Source organism: Archangium violaceum (assembly GCF_016859125.1).
Lineage (GTDB): Bacteria > Myxococcota > Myxococcia > Myxococcales > Myxococcaceae > Archangium > Archangium violaceum_A.
Map to the genome: position 1 here is coordinate 3,320,361 of NZ_CP069338.1, position 19,846 is coordinate 3,340,206.

Here is a 19,846-nt window from a genome sequence, read left to right on the forward strand (position 1 = left end):
ATGAGCGCTCGGAATGCGATTGTCGTCGGCGGGACCGGTGAAATAGGCGGGGCCGTCCTCGCCCGATTCAAGGCGGAGGGCCTGCGCGTCGTGTGCGCGTCGAATGACGTGCAGCAGGAGACAGCGGAGGCCCTTCGCGTGGACGTCACGGACGAGGCCTCCGTGACCTCGATGTTCGACAGGGCGGAGCAGGCGCTGGGCGGCCCCATCACCCTCCTGGTGAACTGCTCGGGCGTGGGGGTCTTCGCACCCATTCCGGAGATTTCAGTTCAAGACTGGCGCAAGACGATCGACGTGAACCTGACGGGGGCCTTCATCTGCGCGCGCGAGGCGTTCAAGCGGATGAAGGCAGCGGGTGGCGGGCGGATCATCCACATGGGCTCCGTGAGTGATCACCTCACCCTGGTGGACAACGCGGCGTATGCCGCGTCCAAGCACGGGGTTCGAGGCCTGACGGGCGTCTTGAATGAAGAGGGGAAGCCCTACTCCATCCGGGCCACGCTCATCTCCCTGGGCGCCGTCTACACGTCCTTCTGGCACTCGCGCCCGGAGTTCAGCCCGGCCGACATGCTGTCCATGGACGAGGTGGCCCAGACCCTCTGGGAGATCGCCCGGAAGCCCTTGAACGTCCGCGTGGATGAGATCCGACTGCTTCCTCCCAAGGGGGTGCTGTGATGGGAGCGCCAGTGAACGCGAAGCTCGCGGTCGTCACCGGAGCCAGCCGGGGTATTGGAGCGGCGATCGCGGAAGTGCTCGCGGAGAACGGCTACCAGGTGGCCCTGGTCGGACGGGACGTGGCGGCCCTGTCCAGGCTCGAGACGAAGCTCGGGGACCGGGCGCGATCGTTCGTCTGTGATGTCGCGGACGAGGCCGCGGTGAACGCGACGCTCGACCGCATCGAGACGAGCCTGGGCACTCCCGGCGTCATCGTGAACAACGCTGGCGTCGGAGGCCCCTTCCACCGCGTGGACGAGGTCGACACGGCGGAGTGGAAGGCCTTGTTCGGCGTGAACGTGGATGGCGTGCGCCACTTCTGCCGGTGGGCGCTCCCGCGCATGAAGGCGAGCGGGTACGGGAGGCTCGTGAACATCTCCTCCATCCAGGGACTGTTTGGGGGGGCGCGCTCCTCCACCTACGCGGCCACCAAGCACGCCATCATCGGCTTCTCGAAGACGATCGCCGCCGAGTGGGGTGCCTACGGCATCACCTGCAACGCCGTGTGTCCCGGCTACATCGACACGGAGATGCTGGCGAACGCGGACCCCGAGTCGCGCAAGGAGTTGTTGCGAAGGATTCCCGCCGGGAGGTTCGGAAGCGCCGAGGAGGTGGCCAGGCTGGTGGCCTTCATCGTCGGGCCCTTCGGAGGCTACATCAACGGCAGCGCGCTGGTGATGGACGGTGGCCTGTCGGCGCACCTGGCCAACGACGTGCCCGGGTTCTGAGCCGAGCGCCTCAGCCCGCCGCCCGGAGCTGGGGCACCTCGCCCGCCGAGCGCACCAGCCGCTTCACGGCGCGCAGCATCAGGTCCGTGTCGAGGGGCGCCGCGAGGAAGCCGCGAGCGCCCAACGCCTGCGCGCGCCCCACGTCCAGCTCCGGCACCTTGCCCGCCACCAGCAGCTGCGCCCGGGGACGCCGCTCCAGCGCCTCCAGCGAGGGCAGGGGCGAGAGCACCACCGCGCCCTCCCCCGCCGACAACACCTGCTCCGTGCTCGCCACGTTCGCCTGGTAGCCCGCCTGTCCCAGCACCCGGACCAGCCCCGCCGCCGCCGCCGCGCCCCAGCCGTAGAGCAGCACGCCACCGGCCTCGGGCTCCGGCAGTTCCTCCGTCAGCTCCAGGAGTTCCTCCAACTCCTCCACGTCCAGCGGCTCCAGGAGCGGCAGCTCCAGCGCCTCGCACTCCAGGTTCAGGTCCGGCATCAGGATGGCGCGCCCCTCGAAGCTGGAGCCCTCCATCAGCTCCGCCATGCTGGCCCTGTTCAGCTGCATGTCCGCGTCGGCCTCGGGCAGGGTGATGGCCTCCAGCTCCGGCCGCTTCGGCGACTGCGTCCCATCCGAGTAGAGCCGCTCGATGGCCCGGCCAATCGCCGCGTCCGTCGCGAGCCTCGGCACCACCCGCGCCTTGCTCGTCACGCTGCGCACCGCGTCCAACGACTGCAGGCTCGCCGGGGCGGCGATCGCCACCACCAGCACCATGTCCCGAGGGCCCTCCAGCTTCAGCGGCACCACCCGGTGCATCTCCGCCAGCCGCCTCGGCACCAGCTTCGCCAGGGAGGGCTCCAGCAGCTCCGCGTCCAGATCGATCTCCGGGATGCCCGTCTGGCGAGCCAGCGCCGCCAGCACCTGGCTCGCCGTGCAGAAGCGCATGTCCACCACGACCTGTCCCAGCGGCACTCCCCACTTGCGCTGGTAGGCCAAGGCCGATTGCAACTGCAGCCCGTCCACCCACCCCAGCTCCAGCAGGATTTCTCCCAGGCGTTTCTTCGTTTGCATCGCGCGATCCCCCCGTGTGGTTCGCACGCCTGTGTAGAACGTTTGCAACCAGGGTGTCTTCATCGTTCGCGCCACATGGTTGCAGGCAGACGCCAGCGGTAGTTTACCTTCTGGGTAGTCTGGTTATTCCGGGCGTAAAACGAGCCGTGTGTGAGGTTTTCAACGCCGCGGCGGTTTTCTCTCCGGGTGAGAAACTCCGGTCGCTCAGGAGCCGCGAGAGAGACGTTCCATGGAATCATCACTTCCAGCTCATCTTGACCGGAGGACCTTGTGACAAACCCAGACCGCACGCTCACCGGAAAGTGTCTATGTGGAGCCGTTCACTACGCGGTCGCGGACGAGTTCGTCTACGCAGCGAACTGCCACTGCTCGAACTGCCGGAGGGCGACGGGTTCGGCCTTCAAGCCGTTCGCGGGTATCGAGCGGAACAAGCTGCGCATCACCGAGGGGGAGAACAACCTCATGCGCTTTGGCGAGGAACTCGCTTGCGACATGCGCTGCAAGGTGTGCGGCTCGTTCCTCTATTCAGTCGTCCGCGAGGGCCAGTTCGTTCACGTCGCCATGGGATCGCTCGTCGACGCGCCCACCATCCGCCCGACCGAGCACATCTTCGTCGGCTCGAAGGCGCCGTGGTTCACGATTATCGATGACCTGCCACAGTACGAGGAATACGTCACGACAGCCGGGCCCGATGGCGCATAGCCCATGACGTCCGTGGAATCAGCGCGGAGGTGCGTTCTTCACGGGGCGCTTGATGAAGACGAAGAGCGCCGCGACGACACCTCCGACGACGGCCGCCACCGGGCTGATGAACGCTCCGAAGTTGGCGCCGAGGAGGGGGCCGATCAGCCCGAGGGGGCCGTGCATTCCCTCCCGGATGTCCATGATGAGGCCGATGCCCAGGGGAATGAGGAACCCGGCGACCCCACATGCGACGGTGGCCATCACCACGATGACGATGCTCTTGCTCTTGTCGGGAGCCGGGTTGTTCATGCGCACCGATGATGGCATCCCGGGTTTTCTTCGCGCAAAAGCGGGCCTCGGCGAGTAGGAGATACGGTCCGCTTCGTCTTCCGGTAGGAGGATGGGCATGCGGCCTCCACCCAGGTCGCCCCCGCAGCTGCGTCACCTGCTCCGCGGCTTCTCTGTCTCGGACATCAAAACGGATTCACGCCCGCATGAAGAAGCGGGTCCTGTTGTCCACGTGCTCTCAAGCTGATCGTGTGATGGACGCGGTACTCGTAGTAACTGGTACGCTCCACCTTGATTCCTTGATCGAGCCGCACGACCAGGATGTGCGAGCCGCGTCCCGCGTGTGTAGATGCCCCAATGAAGAGGCTGTTACCCACCGCAGGAAGTGCTGAACGGGTCTCGCGTCAAGTAGACATGGAGCTTACTGTTCGTACGGATCACCCGCTCGGCGAGGATCCCATCGAGACCTGCCTTGTCTGTGTAGTGCAGGTATACGTTGGGATCCAAGTGCAGCAGGTTTCGAATCTCGACAGAGCTCATGTAAGGGTGCATTCACCCAGAGTACTACGACGAGAACATCATCGTCATGCAGCGGATCGGAGGGCAGTTCGTGTTCAACGCGGACTATCGCCTCTATGATGACGAGCTCTGGTTGAAGGACAACGTCTCTCCCCTCGCCGCTGCTGTGACCCTCTCTCCACCCGTTCGCCTTGAAGTGCGACACCCGTTCGTCTTGGAGTGCCACCGATGCGCACCGCCTCGTGGATTCTGCTGCTCCTGTGGGGACTGGGCTGTTCCTCGGTCCGCCCTCCGTCTCGGACCCAGACCGTCCCGGAGGGCCCATCGCTCTCGGGAGTCGTGTTGGGCGCTGATGGAACTCCACTGGAAGGTGCGAGGGTCGCTCTGATTCCCTTCGTGCCCGCCTGGAACCTCCGGACGGATGCCCCGGTGGCGCTCGTCCGGTCGGGGCCTCGAGGCACCTTCGAGCTCAGACCCCTTGCTCCTGGCAGGTATGGCCTCTCCGCCGTCACCCCAAGGGGAGGCGTCCTGTTCACGGAGCGCATCGAGGTGAAGGCGGGCGAATCCGGGGCCCCTCGGGTCCTGCGTGTACCCGAGGAGCGGATCTCCTGGGAGGCCACCGTGGTGGACGAGGCGGGAGCGCCCATCCCCGGCGTGGAGCTGCGCGTCGTCCGGGCGGGCATGCCCTACGATGACGTCGCCTTCCCTTCGGCCTCCTCCTCGGGCCGCTTCCACCTGGAGACCGCACGCGATGGCACGTACAGCCTCATCGCCTCGGCACCGGGCTTCACGACGCGGATGCAGCAGGTGGCGCGTCCGGGCGAGCCTGTCGTCGTGGCCCTGGAGCGGGTCGCGGATGAGTCGATGCGACAGGCGGCCGTGGCCTGGTTGACGCAGAACGCCCTGATGCTCCAGTCCGCGGAGGCGGGACATGGCTTCGAGGACATGGTGCCACTCCAGCCCGTGCTCCGGGATGTGCGCGTGGTGGCCCTGGGCGAGGCCACGCACGGCACCCGGGAGTTCTTCCAACTCAAGCACCGGCTCTTCGAGTTCCTCGTCACGCGGATGGGTTTCACCGTCATGGCGTTCGAAAGCAACTTCGCCGAGATGCTCGCCCTCGACGACTACGTCCTCACCGGACGCGGCGACCCCGTGCAACTCTTGAAGGGGGAGACGTGGGACACGCAGGAGGTGTTGGAGCTCGTGCGGTGGATGCGCCGCTACAACGAAAACCCCTCGCACACGAAGAAGCTCCGGCTCCAGGGTGTGGACATGCAGTACTCGCCCGCGGCGGTGGCCCACGTGGTGGCCTATCTGTCGAAGGTGGACCCCTCCCAGGTCGCCCCCATCCAGACGTCACTCGCCCCCCTCACCGAGCGCAACGCGGGCGCCTTCCTCCGGCTCCCCAGGGAGCGCCACCAGGAGATACGACAGGTGCTCGACACCCTCGCCGAACGCTTCGAGCGCGAGCGCGAGCCCTACACCCGCCAGTCGAGCCCCGAGGCGTGGACCCTGGCGCGACAGAACCTCCGGGTGCTGCGCCAGTACCTGGGTCACCTCCTCCGCGAGGAGAACGGGGGCCGGGATCGGGCCATGGCGGAGAACCTGCTCTGGCTGTTGGAGTGGAATGGGCCCGGGACGAAGGCCGTGGTGTGGGCGCACAACGGGCACGTGAAGCGGGGTTCGGGCGAGTGGCTGGACATGCCCATGGGGAGGCACCTCGCGAAGGCGCTCGGCCAGCAGCTGTATGTCTTTGGCTTCGCCTTCCGCCAGGGCGCCTTCCAGGCCTTCAACATGGACCCGAACCCACCTCCAGGGCGCAAGGGCATGGTGGAGTTCTCCGTCACTCCGTCGCCCGAGGGCTCGCTGGATGACGTGCTTGCCCGGGCGGGTGGGCCTCTGCTGGCGGTGGATCTCCGGGCGCTGCCACGGAGTGGACCCGCGTACGAGTGGTGGCGCCGCACCCAGCCCACGCACGACATCGGCTTCATCTACTCGGACCAGGGCTACCCGGCGGTGGGCTCGGTCCGGGCCCTGGAGTGTTACGACGGCCTGCTATTCGTGGAGCGCACCACGCGTGCCCGGCCCAATCCCTGACGCGTGGATGCCCATGGAGCGATTTCCCGCCGGTTCTCCCCAGGCCCGGGCGCTGGCCCACGTGTCGGCCCTGGCCGAGGGCGGGGCCCTCGAGCGTTCGCTGCGGATCACCCTGCACTTCCATCCCGACCGCCTGTATCAGGGGCGTCCGCTGTTGGAGGTTCTCGGCGCGGAAGGGGTCTACCGCTCACAGTTCGAGACCGGCACCAGCAATGGAGGGCTGACGGCCCATCCCGGCGGCGACCGCTGGCACTGGGAGAGCCGCATGTTCGGCGGCGCCTACGATGCCGTGCCGCCAGGTGAGCGCCCCAAGTACGGCTCCCTGAACTTCCGTCGACGGGACACGGGCGGCTCGCCGCGATTCGGCTCCGCGTACCTGCGGTTGACCGAGGACACGTTGGACCGGGCCACGTTCTGCTACCCCGACAGCTTCTTCCACCCCGCCCACTTCGGGGTCTCCGAGCGGATGTCATTGATTTCCCTGGCGGAAGCCGATGACAAGGAGCCGCTGGACGACTACATCGAAGCGCACATCCACGGCCCGCTGTCACTGGAGCGTGATGTCGAAGCGCTCGTGCTGGACCCCTGCTATCGCGGCACCTCCGTCGAAGTCTCCGCGCTCCGGCTGCCCTGTCCCGTGGAGTGGCATTCCGGGTTTCGTCTATCAGCGGCGTCGCTGCGAGCGCACCCTGACTACCGGGGACAGGCCTATGTCGACCTGGGCCTGTCACTGATGCGAAACGGTTATCTGACACCGAACGAACTGGGCGAGGCGGCGCGCTCGGGACGGTACGACGAACAGGCGCTGAAGCGGGTCTGGCATTACGTGGCGCGCTTTGGTGGCAACCTCACTCGAAAGGGGGATGCCGCTGGCATATCGGACCGGTATAACTCCGCGCGTTGATCAGGTTTTCCTGGTTGACGACCCGGTCACGGTCCCACTGTGACCGGAACGAGGTCCCGTCTCCGTTCACCCCTCGCCCCTCTGAGATTCCATGAAACTCAAAAGCATTGGCGTCGCTGTTGGTGGCTCCCTGCTCACGTTCGGCCTGGTCGCGCACGCCGCCGTCATCTTCCACAACACCGGAACCCTCTCCGGCTGGAACTCCATCAACCGGGAGCACAAGGGCTCCGTCAACGAGGTGACGAATGTCACCTACGAGGGCCCCACCGCCATCAAGGTGACGCAGGTCTATGACCCTTCCTACAGCGGCCGCTACCACTCGGAGGTCGTGAAGAACAATGTGTACCGTCGTGGTGACACCGGCTTCTACGGCTTCGCGTTCCGGCTGCAACAGGACTGGCAATTCCAACCGCAGTCGTTCAACCTCGCCCAGTTCATCGCGGATTTCGGAGATACCGGCTGTGACGACTACATGCCGTCCAGCATGGTCTGGATTTCGGGCAATCAGCTCTTCACGCGTGTGAAGCAGGGCACGGTCTGCAATCAGAAGACCGTCACGTTCGGCAACCTCGCCACCGTCACCGCCGGGGAGTGGCACAAGGTCATCATCCAGGCGAAGTGGGCGAGCGACGGCACCGGCTTCTACAAGCTGTGGTTCGACGGCCGGAAGGTGCTCGAGCAGTACAACCTGAGCACCACCGTCGCCGACGACCGGTACTTCCAGTTCCGTGTCGGCCTCTACGCGAATGGCTGGCACGACGACGGGTACATGCAGGGCAGCCAGGGGACGCGCAGCATCTGGTTCGACGAGATCGGCGCGGGCACGACCTTCGCCGACGCCGACCCCGCGCAGTGGTAGCGCCGCGCCCGCTCCCGGCTCCGGCAGCGCGGGGCCCTTGGAGGATCGGAGTCGGGAGCGAGAAGGGGCGGAATGGCGGTGCTCCGACGTCGGAGCACCCGGGTGCATGGATGGGGGGCCGGAAGGCGCTCGTCGAGGCGCTCCTCGGGCTGACGCACTTCGGGAACGCGCACCCGGGTGCCCCCGGACGCGGCGAGGCCCAACCTTGAAGGGACTCGGAGGACGCCATGCCAGACAGCGGAGCACCGAACTCGAAGATTGGACCCACTCAGGGAATAGCGGGTGGGCCGCCTTCCACCAAGGTCGCGGGGGGAACCGCGCCGCCGGGCGGAGGCCATGCCCCCATCAGCAAGACCACCGGCGCGAAGAGCGCCACGACCCGGGCGGAGGCCCCCTCGGGCGAGCAGGAGGCCTCGGACAAGGTCTACGCGGTGGTCTCCACGGAGGACGAGGAGACGGAGAAGCGAGGTTCCCCGGAGGAGACAGGTCGCTGGGCTCCCTCCGAGTGAGGGGGAAGATCGCTCCCCCGTCCAGGCGCCATGGGTCTTCGCGTCCCGGGTGTGCTCAGGCCGCCACCGCGCTCACGAGCAGATATTCCGCCTCCAGCCGGACGGGCCCGCCATCGGGCGACGCCACGCGCTCGATGGCCGCGAACAGCTCTCCGGCGCGCTCCCCCGCATGCTGTCCCAGGGCCACGTGGATGGGGGAGTGCTCCACGAGGAACGCCGTCATCTGGGCGGGTGAATCGAAGTGCCAGGGCAACGTGCGTCGCTGGACCTCGATGCGGGTGAAGCCCTCGGCCAGCCAGGAGCGCACCTGGGCTTCCCTGCCCCAGCTGAGCGAGTCCGGCCCGTCCGAGGGCGGCAGGAAGGGGCGCAGGGCGTCGGTCATCCGCGCCATGAATCCATCATTCGTCCAGGCCGTCAGCGCGAGCACGCCTCCGGGCACCAGCACCCGGCGCAACTGGGCCAGGGCCACTTCCGGCCTCGGCACGAAGATGACGCCGAAGGCGGAGAGGGCCACGTCGAAAACGCCAGCGGGCAGGGGCAGGTCCTCGGCGTTGGCCTCGAGCCACTCCACGCGCGGCCCCGTCCGCTCCCGTCCGAGCTGCACCATCCGGGGCGACAGGTCGCACGCCGTCACCCGCGCGCCCCGCTCGGCGGCGAGCCAGGCCGCGTTGCCCGTGCCGGCGGCCACGTCGAGCACCCGCCGCCCCGCGACCGGCTCCACCCTTTCGAGCAGGGCCCGTGACGCGGGCATGAGTCGTTCGGCCAGTCCCGTGTAGTCCCCGAGGCCCCACATCCGCCGGGCCCCCTCCGTGCGCGCGTCCGTCGTTCCCATGCGCGCTATTGTATACGGAGTTGCATCTGCCGTGGTCTCGAGAGTGGAGGGCCCTCCCCGCGTGCGGCTTCCCTGGAACTGTTGACCAGGAGTCGAGGAGCGCGCCGCTTCAGGCTGGTAGGAGTGCGAAGGGACGAGCGTGAGTCCCCTCCGCGAAGGCCTCGTGGGGGTGTCCATGGCCTCTTTGTACAGTTCTTGTCCGGGTGGACGGTCCTCACTGTGCGGGCATGTCCTATTCCATCGACCTGTCTGATGAACTGTTCGCCTTGATGGAGGAGTTGCCCCGGCACACGTCCGTGACCATCCACTTGATGCTCGCGCGGATCGCGGAACTGGCGGCGCTCTGGCCTCCGGATGACGAGAGGTGGAAGCAGTTCACCTACCAGGACGACCTGGGGCTGCGCTTCTACGTACAGGGCTGTTGCGTGCGGCTCTACCTGGACCCAGAGGCGAGGCGCGTCGTGGTGTGTGGGATCGGCCGTGTTCTCGTCACCCTTCCCGACGAGCTCCTCGACTCGGAAACGGGTGCCGAGGGTTCTCCCGCGCCACCGTAGGCGCCGCGCGAGGCGCTCGTTTCCTGGACCCGGCCCATCCGGGCGCGGAGCACCCGTGACCGCCCGCGAGCAGGTCGTGTCTGCCCTGGTGGTGCGGGTTCGAGCGGCTCGCGCACCGTGAATGCCTCGCGGATCATCGCCTGCCGGAGTGAGGGTCGGCCGCCATCCGGGCCAGTGACTCGCGGGCCCAGCGCGAACTTGCCGGGCGTGGTGCCCACCCCGGTCTGGCGTGCCAGCGACTCGGCCGGTTCGAGCCTCCGGGGGATGGGATGTCCAAGGCCGTAAGGCTTACTGCCCTCGGGGGCGGTCCTGCCCACCACCAGCACGTAAACCCCTGGAATCACGATGACTCGGGCGGGAAAGACCCTGGCACGCGGACTGCTATAGCCCTCTGGCGAGAAGTCGGTGGGTGGGTCGGGGCAGGACGGGCGGGTCGGGGTAGGACGGGCGGGTCGGGGCAGGGACACTTCGGGGGAAGTGGGTTGGGGAACGGGTCGGGGGAGCTGCTGCTGGGGGCGGCTCCTCCCCGATTCGTTTTCGAGGACCGGCGAGAGCGCCTTCTCAGGTGAGCAGCGCGCGGCGCTCCGGTGCCTCGAACCAGCGCAGCAGGAAGTCGATGAACACCCGCGTGCGCAGCGGCTGGTGCCGTCGCGCCGGGTAGAGCAGGTACAGCGGCATGGCCACCAGCTCGTACCCGGGGCACAGGCGCACCAGCGCGCCGGACTCGAGATCCTCTCGCACCTGGAAGAGCGGTAACCGCACCACTCCGGCCCCCGCCAGCGCCACGCGCCGGATGGCACTGTAGAGGCTGATCCGCAACCGGCCGCCCACCGTGGCGGTCTCCGTGCGGCCCTCGCGCTCGAATAGCCAGAGCGCGTCATCGCGGAAGTGCGGGTTGTGGATGCACGGGACCTTCTCCAGCGCCGCGGGAGTGTCGAGCGGTCCATGTGCCGCCAGGAAGGACGGGCTCGCCACCACCACCTCCCGCACCACCCCCAGCGGGCGGGCCACCAGGTGCTCCTCCAGCGCCCGGGTCGTGCGCAGCGCCACGTCATACCCCTCCCCCACCAGGTCCCTGCGCAGCACGCTCAAGTCCAGCTCCACCTCGACGTGCGGGTAGAGGGCCTGGAACTCCAACACCAGCTCGGGCAGGAAGGTCTCCCCGAGCGTCGTCGGCGCGGTGACCCGGAGCCGTCCTCCCACCTCCGTGGTGGTCGCCGAGACCGCTCGCTCCGCTTCCAGCAGCACCTCGCGCAACTGCCGGCAGTACTCGAGATAGAGCCGCCCGGCCTCCGTCAGCGCCAGCCGCCGCGTCGTGCGGTGCAGCAGCTGCACGCCCAGCGCCTTCTCCAACTCCGCCACCTGCTCGCTGACGTGCGCCTTCGAGCAGCCGAGCTTCTCCGCCGCTCGCGTGAAGCTGCCCAGCTCCGCCACCGTGACGAAGGCCAGCGACTGATCGAACCGTCCGAACATTGTCTTCATCCGCGAACAGTGTTTCCGCCCAGGGCCCGTTTATCCCCGGGCTTCCCAGGCGCATTCTCCATGGCACCTGAGCATTGGTTCGCATCATCGAACAAAACGGAGGCAGTCATGAAGGTTCTTCTCGTCGGAGCTCACGGAGTCATCGGAAGCGCGGTCGCACGGGAGCTGGGCTCCCGCCACACCCTCGTCAGCGCGGGCCGCAGCCGCGGGGACGTGACGGTGGACATCACCGACAGCGCCAGCATCCGCCGTATGTTCGAGCAGGTGGGCCGCGTGGACGCGGTGGTCTCGGCCGCTGGAAACCTGCACTTCGCTCCGCTCGAGGAGATGACCGAGCAGCACTTCGACATCGGCCTGCGCGACAAGCTGATGGGCCAGGTGAACCTGGCGATGATCGGCCGCGCCTGGTTGAACGACGGAGGCTCCATCACCGTGACGGGCGGCATCGTCGCCGAGCAGCCCATCCGCAATGGCAGCTCGGCCTCCATGGTGAACTCCGCGCTGGAGGGCTTCGTGCGCGGGGCCGCCATCGAGCTGCCGCGGGGGCTGCGCATCAACCTCGTCAGCCCGAACGTGGTGCAGGAATCGCTGCCTCAGCTCGCCCCCTTCTTCCGAGGCTTCGAGGCGGTCCCCGCCGCCCGTGTGGCCCTCGGCTACAGCCGCAGCGTGGAGGGCCACCAGACCGGGCAGATCTACCGCGTCTTCTGATGCGCGGTGGAGCAAGCGTTCGGGCGCACGCGGAGCGTCCTGCGTGGCTTCGAGCATCAGAGTCCATCCATCGCGAGGGTGCGCTCTTCCCACGAAGCTGTCACCCTCCCCAATGTCAGGCATTGCTACAGAAAATTCATGTTCCAATTCGTTCCGGGCGTTTTACTATGAGTGCGGGGGGCGGGCCTGGCCCGCTTTTCGATACATTCATAACCGGAGGAAACGGATAGATGCTCCTTTCTTCGCGTCGTCGAACCAATGAACCACGGCACGGCAGTGCGTCCTGGTTGCGCCGCTCGGGCCTTTCCACTCTCGTCGCGGTCGCGCTGGGCGTTTTCGCCGGTGCTGCCCAGGCCCAGTCTCCTTGCCCGTCCCAGTCGATCCACCCGGAGATCTATCGTTGGGAGCTGGATGCCCAGGGGAAGGGCGTCTACCTGTGCAGGGCGAAAGACGGCTACGGCAACTTCAAGCACATCACCGTCCAGGTGGTCGACCTCGCGGCTGGCGCCAAGATGCGCATCATGAGCGAAGTCGCGCCGGGCTCGCCCATCGGGACATCCGAAACCCTGTTCGTCAAGCGCACGGCACAAGAGTGGTACAACTGGATCAAGCTGGGCAACGCGACAGTGCCACCCATCGCTCAGTTGTTCAGCGTCACCAGCGGTTCATTCACCATGCCGACCGCTGCCGCGACTGCGCATTTGTCGTTCGCGGAGAAGAAGTGGGGCATCATCACCACCACCGGGAATGATCCCGTCTGCTACTACATGGACGATGGGAGCAGCGCCAAGCGGATGTTCGGGTTGAGTGATCCCCGAGCCGCGGGCCAGCAGTTCGCTGCCATCCGCCCTTTCGACGTGGCCTGCCAGGCGGGTGCAACCCCGGTGAACAATGCATTCTCGGGCTACTTCGACGCACTCGTTGGTTTCCACCCGCTCTACGGCGACGCAACTCGTAGGACGAATCGGTCCTTCATTGGCTCGAAGAGAAAGGATGGCGCCTGGGCCGAGGGGAAGGACCAGGATGTCGTCTACCTGTTGACGTCCACGACCCCCACGTCTCCCATGCCCGCCCTGACACTCAACGAGGCGCACAAAATCCTCGCCAATGACTTCGGGGCCCAGTGGACCGTGCAGCTCGCTGGCGGGGGGGACGCCCAGTACTTCCACCAGGGCTTCGAGGACCCTTCCCCGAACAAGGTGCCCGTGCCTGAGGTCCTCGTCGTCTACCAGGCCCCGTGACGGGCGCGAGGTGCTTCCGCGGCCCGAGCCCGAGATACTCGGGCCCGAGGTAACCGCGGGGCGCCTGCAGGCCTTCTCCGAAGTGCACTCTTCCAGGGGCACTTCGGAGTGGCTGGGCCGCTCACCGGCGCGCGCCTCCAGAGCGGGCTGTTCTACCGCGTCTTCTGATTCGCGCCGGCCTCGGGGGCCTCCGGCGTCTTCTCCGTCGGAGTCTTCGCCGCCGGCTTGTCTCCCGCCGGCTTCTTCTCCTTGAGCGTGCCCAGGCTCGTGCTCCACCACTCCGGGCACAGCAGCAGGAAGAGGCCACCAAACACCACGAGGCCTATCAAGGAGACGATGATCACTTCTTCCATTGGGTTCTCCACGCCGTCCTGAGACGACGGCCGCGATACGGGTTTCAATAACGGGTTGGAATCCCGACGTCCGGTACTCAGTCCTTCTCGACGTCAATCATTGTCATCATGCCGGCCTCGGCATGCTCGAGGATGTGGCAGTGCATCATCCAACTGCCAACGTCCGTGGGTACGAGCGCGATGTCCACCTCCTCGCGTCCGTGGACGAGCACGGTGTCCCGGAAGAATGGCTCGTTCACCGGCACCCCATCGCGCGCGAGCAGCCGGAAGAACATCCCGTGCAGGTGGATGGGGTGCAGGCGCGCCGACTCGTTCACGTACCGCAGCCGGTAGAACTGGCCCTGCTTCAGCGTCAGGCCCGCCCCGTGTGCGTGCGCGTGTCCGGCGAAGGCCTTGCCGTCAATGGTCCACTCGATGCCGAGCGGGCCACCCCCACGTGCGTTCAACCGGAAGGTGTGGTGCTCCGGCACCGCGAGCCCCTCCTTCCACACGGGCACGTGGGCGCGGGCCGGTGAGTCGAACGCCGGCGTGTCCACCACGTCGCCCTCGAGCACGATGCTCGCGAGGGGGTTGGGCTGACGTGCGTAGAACCGGTCGATGATGCGCAGGGGCTCGCCCGAGAGCTGGTTGAAGGTGAGGTCGAGGTCCACGCGGTTGCCGGGGGCGAGCTCGAAGCGCGAGGGGTCGATGGGCTCGCGCAGGTACATCCCATCCACCGCGATGATCTTGGCCTGGAGGCCCGAGAAGTCCGGCGCCACCACGCGCCCATTCGAGGCGTTGAGCAGACGCAAGCGGATGCGCTCGCCCGGGTGGACGCGCAACACCTCGCCGGTGCGCCCGTTCACCGTGATGACGTTGCCCCACCGCCCGTCGTGCGCGAGGTCATGCCGGGTGTTGAAGCGCGGGTAGAGTTGCCGCGTCTCGTCGAGCAGCCAGTCGTCGATGACCCACACCACGTCGCGGGTGTAGGGCGGCGGCTCGGCGTCCTCGACGATGAGCACGCCGTAGAGGCCTCGCTCCACCTGCTCGCTGCTGCGCACGTGCGGGTGGAACCAGAAGGTGCCGGCGTCCTTCGGGGTGAATTCGTAGACGAACGTCTCTCCCGGCCGCACGGGCTTCTGCGTGGCATGGGGCACGCCGTCCATGGCGTTGGGCAGCCGCACGCCGTGCCAGTGGATGGTGGTCTCCTGCGGCAGCCGGTTGGTGAAGCGGACCCGCAGCGTCTCGCCCAGGCGGATGCGCAACCGCGGCCCCGGCACCTGGCCGTTGTAGGCCCAGACGCGAAGCGCCTGCCCATTGATGAGCGGCACCTCGGTGGGCTCGGCCACGAGGTCGAAGGTCCGCACCGTGCCGACGGGCCGGGCCTCCAGCGGGTATGCGCCCTCGAACTCGCGCAGGGCCTGCTCGGCCTGGGGCGGCTTCTTCTCGCCCGATGGGCAAGCCGGATGGAAGAGGAGGAATGCGGCGGCCACGAGGGCTCGCGCGCACCGGGAAGGTGTCAACACGTGAGTCGCGCTCCAGAGCGGAAGGGAATGGCTGGCCGGAGCGGAACTCGCGCCCGGCCCCTCAGGGCTTTCGACAGGCGGAGGGGCAGCTTGGCGAGGATGCGCCAGGCCACTCCTCTCCCGTTCGGCACGGCGCTCGGAGCCTCGAGCCTCCTCTCGCTACGGCGAAGGGAAGACGAGGCACCCGGTGCGCGCGCCGGGAGAGCTCAAATGAGGAGCGAGCGGATGCGGAGGAAGACGGGTGGCCCCTGGGCATGGGGCGTGTCCCAGAGGGCGAGCGACAGGCGGCCACCACTCTCGGGGGCCGTGATGGGGTGCCACATCGGCGGCGGGGCCGGTGGGACCACGAGGGGCGCTGCGTGGTTGGAGGCATCCACGAGCACTGGCGCGGGGACATCCCGCTCCAACGCGTCGCAGCAATCCTTGCGCAACGTCGTCCCGTCGTCGTGTGAGGCCGTCTCCGCCTTCTTCCCATCGTGCGGGCAGGTGCAGGCGGTGCTCGTCGCGGCTTGCTTCGGACAGAAGTGCGCGAGCCCCACTCCGCTGGCGACTGCCTGCCAACCGAGGAGAAGCGCGAGCGTGAAGATGCGAAGAGCCAGCGACACGGTGCCCCTCCCTATACGTGGGTCGAGTACCGGCCGCAACCCACGGGCTTCGTGAGCGCTCACTGGGAGAAGAGGAACTTACGCTTGCGTGTCAGCAGCACGACCTGCATGGGGGTGCCCGTCTCGAATTGAAGGCCCTCCTTGCTCCCCTCGCTCGGCGTGGCCTTGAGGACCGTTTTCTCCTCACCCTTCTTCTCCTGCTTCTTCTTGTCATCCGCCATGGCCGGTTTCCTTCGAGGGCTCGGGGGACCTACCGCTCACGTCGTACTCTCCCACCCACTTCTCCTGTTCAGGGGGCAGGCTCGGGGAGGAGGCCTCCACCTTCATCACCGCTGGCCGGGGGAACGTCACCTTCAGCGAGGAGCTCGACTCCTCGCGGCCCTGCACCGTCACCGTGAGGGAGAGGGGGATGTCGGTGGCGACGCACTGGATGGAGCCATCCTTCCCCACCTGGAAGACATGCCCGTAGCGGGTGATCTCCCTCCTGAAGTCGTCGACCTTCTCGAGGTACTCGGCAATCTCCTTCTCGAGTTCTATCCAGAGCAGCCGGCGTGCCTCCCCACGCTTGCCCAGGAGCTTCATGTCCACCGCGCGCACCTTCACTTCCGTGGTGTTGGAGTAGGATGGCTGGGTCTCGAGCGGTCCCAGGCTCTGGTTCCACCGCCCGGAAGGAGCGCGGAACAACAGCATCCAGACGTGCTCTCCCCCTAGCGGCACACCCAACTGCTGGAAGCGTCCCAGGATGAACAGCCCCAGCTGCCTGTCCCGTAACCGCCGCTGCTCGTGCCAATAATTCTTCACGAGCTCGGGCTCGGTCTTCCACCCCTCTTCCTCAGCGAAATCCCTGGCCCACGTCTCCACGCTGCCCGTCCCGCGTGGCTTCATGAACGAGGGGACTTGGGGCGTCTTGAGGGGGGGGGCCTCCGCTTCGGCCCCGGCACTCGCGGGTTTCGCGATCAGCAACAGGGCCAGGAACGCGCACAGCCAGATACTCCGTGGACACCCAACAGACCGATCCCTCACGGGCTCACCTCTTCTTGGCATGTTCGTGACCATGGAAGGCGTACTCCTGCTCAGCCACCTGCGGCGACGGGAGCGGGGGCTTCTTTCTTCTCTTCCGCGGCCTTCTTGATGATGGGCGGCCGGCCCAGGAAGCCGTACTTGTGTTGTCCGGCCTCCTTATCCTCTGCCTTTTTCACGACATCGTCCCTGCTCGCATAGCCACAGGCCTTCGCCACATCGTCGTTGGCGTCGAACCCCTGCACGCAGAGGACGATGAAGGCGGCTCTCTTGGCGGGAGTCGTCATGCTGCTCTTGTTGCGCAGCTGGATGATGGACTTGATCATCTCGAACTCGTGCTCCGCCGTGATGTGCTCCAGTTTGAATCCCGCGGACCCCAGGGGATTCTTCTCGAGCTTGCCGAGCACATCTTTCGCGGGTTGGATCCACAGTCCCTCTCCCAGCGCCGCCGGTGCATCCGCCTTGGAGAGGAAGGCCGGCCGGTTGATGTGCGCATCCAGGAGGAGCGCCTGGGCCAGCTCGGACTTGTGGATCTGTGAGAGCTTGAACTTCTGCCCATTGCCGAAGTCGTGCTCCAGGTTGCGGAGCAGCTGGAGCCGTTTGAAGCCCGCCTCCAGGAAGAGCTTGCTGAAAGCGGGATCCCTCATGGCCTTCACGAAGCGATAGGCCCAGATGAACTCGCGCAGGAGTTCCTTGTCCGCGGCGGTCTTCAGGACCTTGCCATCCACCACGGCCTGGCCCGTCCTCATCCCCTGCGGGCCACTGACGTTGGCGACGTCGAAGCCGTGATCCTGGAAGTACTTCTTGAAGAGCTCCTTCCCGCTCTCGTGGTTCTTCACGTAATCCAACGCTCCCGAGAGCTCCCCCTTCTCGTCGTCCCTGCCGATCGTCTGCTGGAAGGGCCCGAAGGAGAGGAACGAGCTGTCCCAGGTATTGACGCCCGAGAGCGCACCCTCGCTGCGCCAGAGCGAGGCCCAGACGGACTTCATGTCCGCTGCGAGGGACGGGACATGGCTCGCGGCCTCGCCTTTGACGAGGAGCTCGTAGAGGTTCTGCCCCCCGGGATGAATCCAGAGGCGCACGATGCCCTTTCCCTCCTGGATGCCCAGCAGCCAGCTGTCCTCCCCGGTGTCGTAGACGTAGACCTTCTCCTTCTCCTTCTTGTTCAGCTCGCTGGGCTTGACGACGATGAACTCCTCTCCGTTGCGTTCGACGTAGAAGAGAGGGGCCTGCGGCAGGCGTGCCGCGAGATACTCCAGCAGGGCCAGCGGGTGGTAATGGTAGACGAAGGGCTTGTCCGGCAGCGCCACGCCCGCGTCCTTGGCTTCCTTCCACCACATGAGCGCGGTGGCGTCCTTCACATCGTCATCCGTGAGGTCGAACTCCTTGGCCCATCCCTCGTTGTTCTTCTTCACATCCTTCCATTCGACGGCCCAGAAGGAGTTGTTCCGCGTGATGCTGGCGCGCAGGAACTGGCGCTGCGTGTCGCCCAGCTCGGTGAAGGCCTTCTTGACCTGCTCGCTGGTGAGGAGCGCCGAGGAGTTGTAGGCCAGTGGCTCCAGCTCCTTGGGAAGCCCCTGGATTTCACACAGCGGATCGTCGTCCTTGTCGCCCTCGAAGAGGTGCCACTGGGACAGATCGTCCTTTTCGATGAGGTTCTCCTCGGAGAACACCTCCAGGTGCACCATCCCTCCGTGGGGCTTCACCGCCCCGACGAGCCCGATGCACTCCCCGGCGGAGACCGGATAGTCCAGCCGGGCACAGCCACCCTTTGTGAGGGCCTCGACCTGGGCGCTGAACTCCGGGAGGGGCGCGAGCTGCTTGTCATCCGAACGGACCCACCCCTCCTTGTTCCCCTCGGTAGGCGCCTTGACCTTGGTGTAACCCAACTCGGCGAACGGGGCTTCTTCCTCCGTGGGGGTCAGCACTTCCAGGAGCGTTCCCTTCTTGAGGATGGTCAGCCGCGCGCCCTGGGAAAGGGCACCTCCCTTCTTCTTGACGGGCTTGCCGTGGAAGTTGAGGCCGAAGGGCTTGTTGTAGCCGTCCCGCTCCACGTCGATGCGCACGAACTGCCGGGAAGGTCCGCTCGCGTCCGCCTCGGGCTGGGGACCGAGGAAGGGCAGGAAGCTCGTGAGCCAGGGGATGTTGCGCGTCGAGGCCTCGGGCAGATGCAGGTGCATGTACAGCGAGTAGAACTTCACGTCCCGGAAGGTCCACTTCGTCGGATCCCTCTCGGTCGCGCACTTGTTCTCGAGCACCTTCAACTCATGCCGGATGAGCACGAACTGGGGGCCGCCGAAGCGGTACTCCTTCGGCGATGCTGGCGCCTCACCGCCCTTCATCCGCAGACGCGCGGCGACGATGCGCCCCGGCGCGATGCTGCGCACCAGGGTCGTGATGTCGGGCGACGACAGGTGGATGCCGTTGTGCCAGGTCTGGCTGAGTCCGATGGGATACCAACCCCCCGGACCCTCCTCGTTGTTCTTGTAGAGCGCGGCGAGGGCGGCCTGGTCCGCCTCGTTCTTCGGGTTGAAGATGACGGTGTCCTGCTTGCCCAGTGGCAGGCCGAGCCGGAAGAGCTTGTGTGCCATGGAATCGCGTCCCCCCTCACTCCGGGAAGGTCAGCTTGACCTTGCCCGGCTTCACGTCGTCCACCTGTACCTTCCCGGTGGCGTTCATCTTGCCCTTGCGGGTTGATGATCCATCCGCGAGCTTCTGCTCGAACGCCTTGCCCTCGAGAGACTCGCCTGAACCTGGCATGTCGCTTCCCCCCTGGAGGCTCCGAGTAATTCAATGCCGCCCCCGACGCTAGATTCTACCTGGAGGGACCTGCGCATGCACCCGCGAGTGTGCCCGTTGTTGCCGTATGGGGTACGGCCATGGCCCCGCTCCTCGTGGTACCCGGGGCTCACTCGGGTGCTCCTGCTCCTCGGGCTCCTGGCGCCCGTCAGGCAGGGGGCCGCCGCGGACACGGCTTCCCGGCCCGTGCTCTCTCAGGTCAAGGCCAGCTCCGCGAGCGCGAAGGTCAGCCTGGTGCTGGATGCCAACGCGAACACCGCGTGGTGTCCCGATGCCCGGGATATACGCGGAGAGCTCACGCTGAGCTTCTCCGCCCCCGTGAAGGTCAGGGCCCTCGAGCTCCACCCCGGGCGCTGGAGCGACACGGTCCAGGCCTAGCGGCCCTCTCTGGGCGCTC

Annotated in this window: 22 protein-coding genes; 11 read left to right on the forward strand and 11 right to left on the reverse strand. The window is 66.8% G+C overall.

From position 1 onward, the window contains the following. Both JQX13_RS14340 and JQX13_RS14345 read left to right on the forward strand, forming a co-directional pair. Complete coding sequence (locus tag JQX13_RS14340; RefSeq protein ID WP_203409578.1) at positions 1 to 675, forward strand: SDR family oxidoreductase; 675 nt, start codon at positions 1 to 3, stop codon at positions 673 to 675. A gap of 11 nt (positions 676 to 686) precedes the next feature. Further along, a complete protein-coding gene (locus JQX13_RS14345; RefSeq protein WP_239014748.1) occupies positions 687 to 1,442 on the forward strand; it encodes an SDR family NAD(P)-dependent oxidoreductase in 756 nt (251 codons plus the stop codon). 10 nt (positions 1,443 to 1,452) lie between these two features. Here JQX13_RS14345 and JQX13_RS55365 read toward each other — a convergent pair whose 3' ends face one another. Then, entirely contained in the window at positions 1,453 to 2,490 is a 1,038-nt protein-coding gene (locus JQX13_RS55365; protein ID WP_203409580.1) for a general secretion pathway protein GspE, read from the reverse strand. Positions 2,491 to 2,760: 270 nt separating this feature from the next. On the opposite strand from JQX13_RS55365, the gene JQX13_RS14355 reads away from it, so the two are divergent. Further along, positions 2,761 to 3,192 (forward strand): GFA family protein, encoded by a 432-nt coding sequence (locus JQX13_RS14355; protein ID WP_203409581.1) that lies wholly within the window; start codon positions 2,761 to 2,763, stop codon positions 3,190 to 3,192. Between the two features lie 18 nt (positions 3,193 to 3,210). Here the strand turns inward: JQX13_RS14355 and JQX13_RS14360 are convergent, their stop codons facing one another. Next, positions 3,211 to 3,501 (reverse strand): hypothetical protein, encoded by a 291-nt coding sequence (locus tag JQX13_RS14360; protein WP_203409582.1) that lies wholly within the window; start codon positions 3,499 to 3,501, stop codon positions 3,211 to 3,213. Positions 3,502 to 4,377: 876 nt separating this feature from the next. On the opposite strand from JQX13_RS14360, the gene JQX13_RS14365 reads away from it, so the two are divergent. The 4 genes from JQX13_RS14365 (at position 4,378) to JQX13_RS14380 (ending at position 8,350) form a co-directional block, all read left to right on the forward strand. After that, positions 4,378 to 6,078, forward strand: a complete 1,701-nt coding sequence (locus JQX13_RS14365; RefSeq protein ID WP_239014749.1) for an erythromycin esterase family protein — start codon at positions 4,378 to 4,380, stop codon at positions 6,076 to 6,078. 13 nt (positions 6,079 to 6,091) lie between these two features. Beyond that, positions 6,092 to 6,982, forward strand: a complete 891-nt coding sequence (locus JQX13_RS14370) for a DUF3626 domain-containing protein (RefSeq protein WP_203409584.1) — start codon at positions 6,092 to 6,094, stop codon at positions 6,980 to 6,982. A 91-nt stretch (positions 6,983 to 7,073) separates the two neighbouring features. Beyond that, entirely contained in the window at positions 7,074 to 7,841 is a 768-nt protein-coding gene (locus JQX13_RS14375) for a polysaccharide lyase (RefSeq protein ID WP_203409585.1), read from the forward strand. Positions 7,842 to 8,068: 227 nt separating this feature from the next. Further along, positions 8,069 to 8,350 (forward strand): hypothetical protein, encoded by a 282-nt coding sequence (locus JQX13_RS14380; protein WP_203409586.1) that lies wholly within the window; start codon positions 8,069 to 8,071, stop codon positions 8,348 to 8,350. 55 nt (positions 8,351 to 8,405) lie between these two features. Here the strand turns inward: JQX13_RS14380 and JQX13_RS14385 are convergent, their stop codons facing one another. Further along, positions 8,406 to 9,182, reverse strand: coding sequence for a class I SAM-dependent methyltransferase (locus tag JQX13_RS14385; RefSeq protein ID WP_203409587.1), 777 nt, complete (start codon positions 9,180 to 9,182; stop codon positions 8,406 to 8,408). Between the two features lie 227 nt (positions 9,183 to 9,409). Here JQX13_RS14385 and JQX13_RS14390 point away from each other — a divergent pair, with 227 nt between their 5' ends. Further along, positions 9,410 to 9,736 (forward strand): hypothetical protein, encoded by a 327-nt coding sequence (locus JQX13_RS14390; RefSeq protein ID WP_203409588.1) that lies wholly within the window; start codon positions 9,410 to 9,412, stop codon positions 9,734 to 9,736. Positions 9,737 to 10,297: 561 nt separating this feature from the next. Here the strand turns inward: JQX13_RS14390 and JQX13_RS14395 are convergent. Continuing rightward, the gene (locus tag JQX13_RS14395) at positions 10,298 to 11,218 is read right to left on the reverse strand and encodes a LysR family transcriptional regulator (protein WP_203409589.1); all 921 of its coding nucleotides are present in this window, start codon (positions 11,216 to 11,218) and stop codon (positions 10,298 to 10,300) included. A 108-nt stretch (positions 11,219 to 11,326) separates the two neighbouring features. Here JQX13_RS14395 and JQX13_RS14400 point away from each other — a divergent pair, with 108 nt between their 5' ends. Continuing rightward, complete coding sequence (locus JQX13_RS14400) at positions 11,327 to 11,926, forward strand: short chain dehydrogenase (protein ID WP_203409590.1); 600 nt, start codon at positions 11,327 to 11,329, stop codon at positions 11,924 to 11,926. A 230-nt stretch (positions 11,927 to 12,156) separates the two neighbouring features. After that, positions 12,157 to 13,167 (forward strand): hypothetical protein, encoded by a 1,011-nt coding sequence (locus JQX13_RS14405; RefSeq protein ID WP_203409591.1) that lies wholly within the window; start codon positions 12,157 to 12,159, stop codon positions 13,165 to 13,167. A gap of 152 nt (positions 13,168 to 13,319) precedes the next feature. Here JQX13_RS14405 and JQX13_RS14410 read toward each other — a convergent pair whose 3' ends face one another. The 7 genes from JQX13_RS14410 to JQX13_RS14440 all read right to left on the reverse strand — a co-directional run bounded on the left by JQX13_RS14410 (position 13,320) and on the right by JQX13_RS14440 (position 19,410). After that, a complete protein-coding gene (locus JQX13_RS14410; RefSeq protein ID WP_203409592.1) occupies positions 13,320 to 13,520 on the reverse strand; it encodes a hypothetical protein in 201 nt (66 codons plus the stop codon). A gap of 77 nt (positions 13,521 to 13,597) precedes the next feature. Continuing rightward, on the reverse strand, positions 13,598 to 15,025 hold the full coding sequence (locus JQX13_RS14415; RefSeq protein ID WP_239014750.1) for a multicopper oxidase family protein: 1,428 nt from the start codon (positions 15,023 to 15,025) through the stop codon (positions 13,598 to 13,600). Positions 15,026 to 15,231: 206 nt separating this feature from the next. Further along, complete coding sequence (locus JQX13_RS14420; protein ID WP_203409593.1) at positions 15,232 to 15,630, reverse strand: hypothetical protein; 399 nt, start codon at positions 15,628 to 15,630, stop codon at positions 15,232 to 15,234. Between the two features lie 59 nt (positions 15,631 to 15,689). Then, the gene (locus JQX13_RS14425; protein ID WP_203409594.1) at positions 15,690 to 15,851 is read right to left on the reverse strand and encodes a hypothetical protein; all 162 of its coding nucleotides are present in this window, start codon (positions 15,849 to 15,851) and stop codon (positions 15,690 to 15,692) included. Next, on the reverse strand, positions 15,841 to 16,515 hold the full coding sequence (locus JQX13_RS14430) for a hypothetical protein (RefSeq protein ID WP_203409595.1): 675 nt from the start codon (positions 16,513 to 16,515) through the stop codon (positions 15,841 to 15,843). The genes JQX13_RS14425 and JQX13_RS14430 overlap by 11 nt, the downstream gene beginning before the upstream one ends. Positions 16,516 to 16,703: 188 nt before the next feature. After that, positions 16,704 to 19,241, reverse strand: coding sequence for a hypothetical protein (locus JQX13_RS14435; protein WP_203409596.1), 2,538 nt, complete (start codon positions 19,239 to 19,241; stop codon positions 16,704 to 16,706). 16 nt (positions 19,242 to 19,257) lie between these two features. Beyond that, entirely contained in the window at positions 19,258 to 19,410 is a 153-nt protein-coding gene (locus JQX13_RS14440) for a hypothetical protein (protein ID WP_203409597.1), read from the reverse strand. A 75-nt stretch (positions 19,411 to 19,485) separates the two neighbouring features. Here JQX13_RS14440 and JQX13_RS14445 point away from each other — a divergent pair, with 75 nt between their 5' ends. Next, entirely contained in the window at positions 19,486 to 19,827 is a 342-nt protein-coding gene (locus tag JQX13_RS14445) for a hypothetical protein (RefSeq protein WP_203409598.1), read from the forward strand. Positions 19,828 to 19,846 lie beyond the last annotated feature (19 nt).

Bases quoted from the DNA above. Each gene is read 5' to 3' on its own strand.
- JQX13_RS14340 (WP_203409578.1), top strand. From the start codon at position 1: ATGAGCGCTCGGAATGCGATTGTCGTCGGCGGGACCGGTGAAATAGGC.
- JQX13_RS55365 (WP_203409580.1), bottom strand. From the start codon at position 2,490: ATGCAAACGAAGAAACGCCTGGGAGAAATCCTGCTGGAGCTGGGGTGG.
- JQX13_RS14360 (WP_203409582.1), bottom strand. From the start codon at position 3,501: ATGCCATCATCGGTGCGCATGAACAACCCGGCTCCCGACAAGAGCAAG.
- JQX13_RS14370 (WP_203409584.1), top strand. From the start codon at position 6,092: ATGGAGCGATTTCCCGCCGGTTCTCCCCAGGCCCGGGCGCTGGCCCAC.
- JQX13_RS14375 (WP_203409585.1), top strand. From the start codon at position 7,074: ATGAAACTCAAAAGCATTGGCGTCGCTGTTGGTGGCTCCCTGCTCACG.
- JQX13_RS14380 (WP_203409586.1), top strand. From the start codon at position 8,069: ATGCCAGACAGCGGAGCACCGAACTCGAAGATTGGACCCACTCAGGGA.
- JQX13_RS14385 (WP_203409587.1), bottom strand. From the start codon at position 9,182: ATGGGAACGACGGACGCGCGCACGGAGGGGGCCCGGCGGATGTGGGGC.
- JQX13_RS14390 (WP_203409588.1), top strand. From the start codon at position 9,410: ATGTCCTATTCCATCGACCTGTCTGATGAACTGTTCGCCTTGATGGAG.
- JQX13_RS14395 (WP_203409589.1), bottom strand. From the start codon at position 11,218: ATGAAGACAATGTTCGGACGGTTCGATCAGTCGCTGGCCTTCGTCACG.
- JQX13_RS14400 (WP_203409590.1), top strand. From the start codon at position 11,327: ATGAAGGTTCTTCTCGTCGGAGCTCACGGAGTCATCGGAAGCGCGGTC.
- JQX13_RS14405 (WP_203409591.1), top strand. From the start codon at position 12,157: ATGCTCCTTTCTTCGCGTCGTCGAACCAATGAACCACGGCACGGCAGT.
- JQX13_RS14410 (WP_203409592.1), bottom strand. From the start codon at position 13,520: ATGGAAGAAGTGATCATCGTCTCCTTGATAGGCCTCGTGGTGTTTGGT.
- JQX13_RS14425 (WP_203409594.1), bottom strand. From the start codon at position 15,851: ATGGCGGATGACAAGAAGAAGCAGGAGAAGAAGGGTGAGGAGAAAACG.
- JQX13_RS14430 (WP_203409595.1), bottom strand. From the start codon at position 16,515: ATGAAGCCACGCGGGACGGGCAGCGTGGAGACGTGGGCCAGGGATTTC.
- JQX13_RS14435 (WP_203409596.1), bottom strand. From the start codon at position 19,241: ATGGCACACAAGCTCTTCCGGCTCGGCCTGCCACTGGGCAAGCAGGAC.
- JQX13_RS14440 (WP_203409597.1), bottom strand. From the start codon at position 19,410: ATGCCAGGTTCAGGCGAGTCTCTCGAGGGCAAGGCGTTCGAGCAGAAG.
- JQX13_RS14445 (WP_203409598.1), top strand. From the start codon at position 19,486: ATGCACCCGCGAGTGTGCCCGTTGTTGCCGTATGGGGTACGGCCATGG.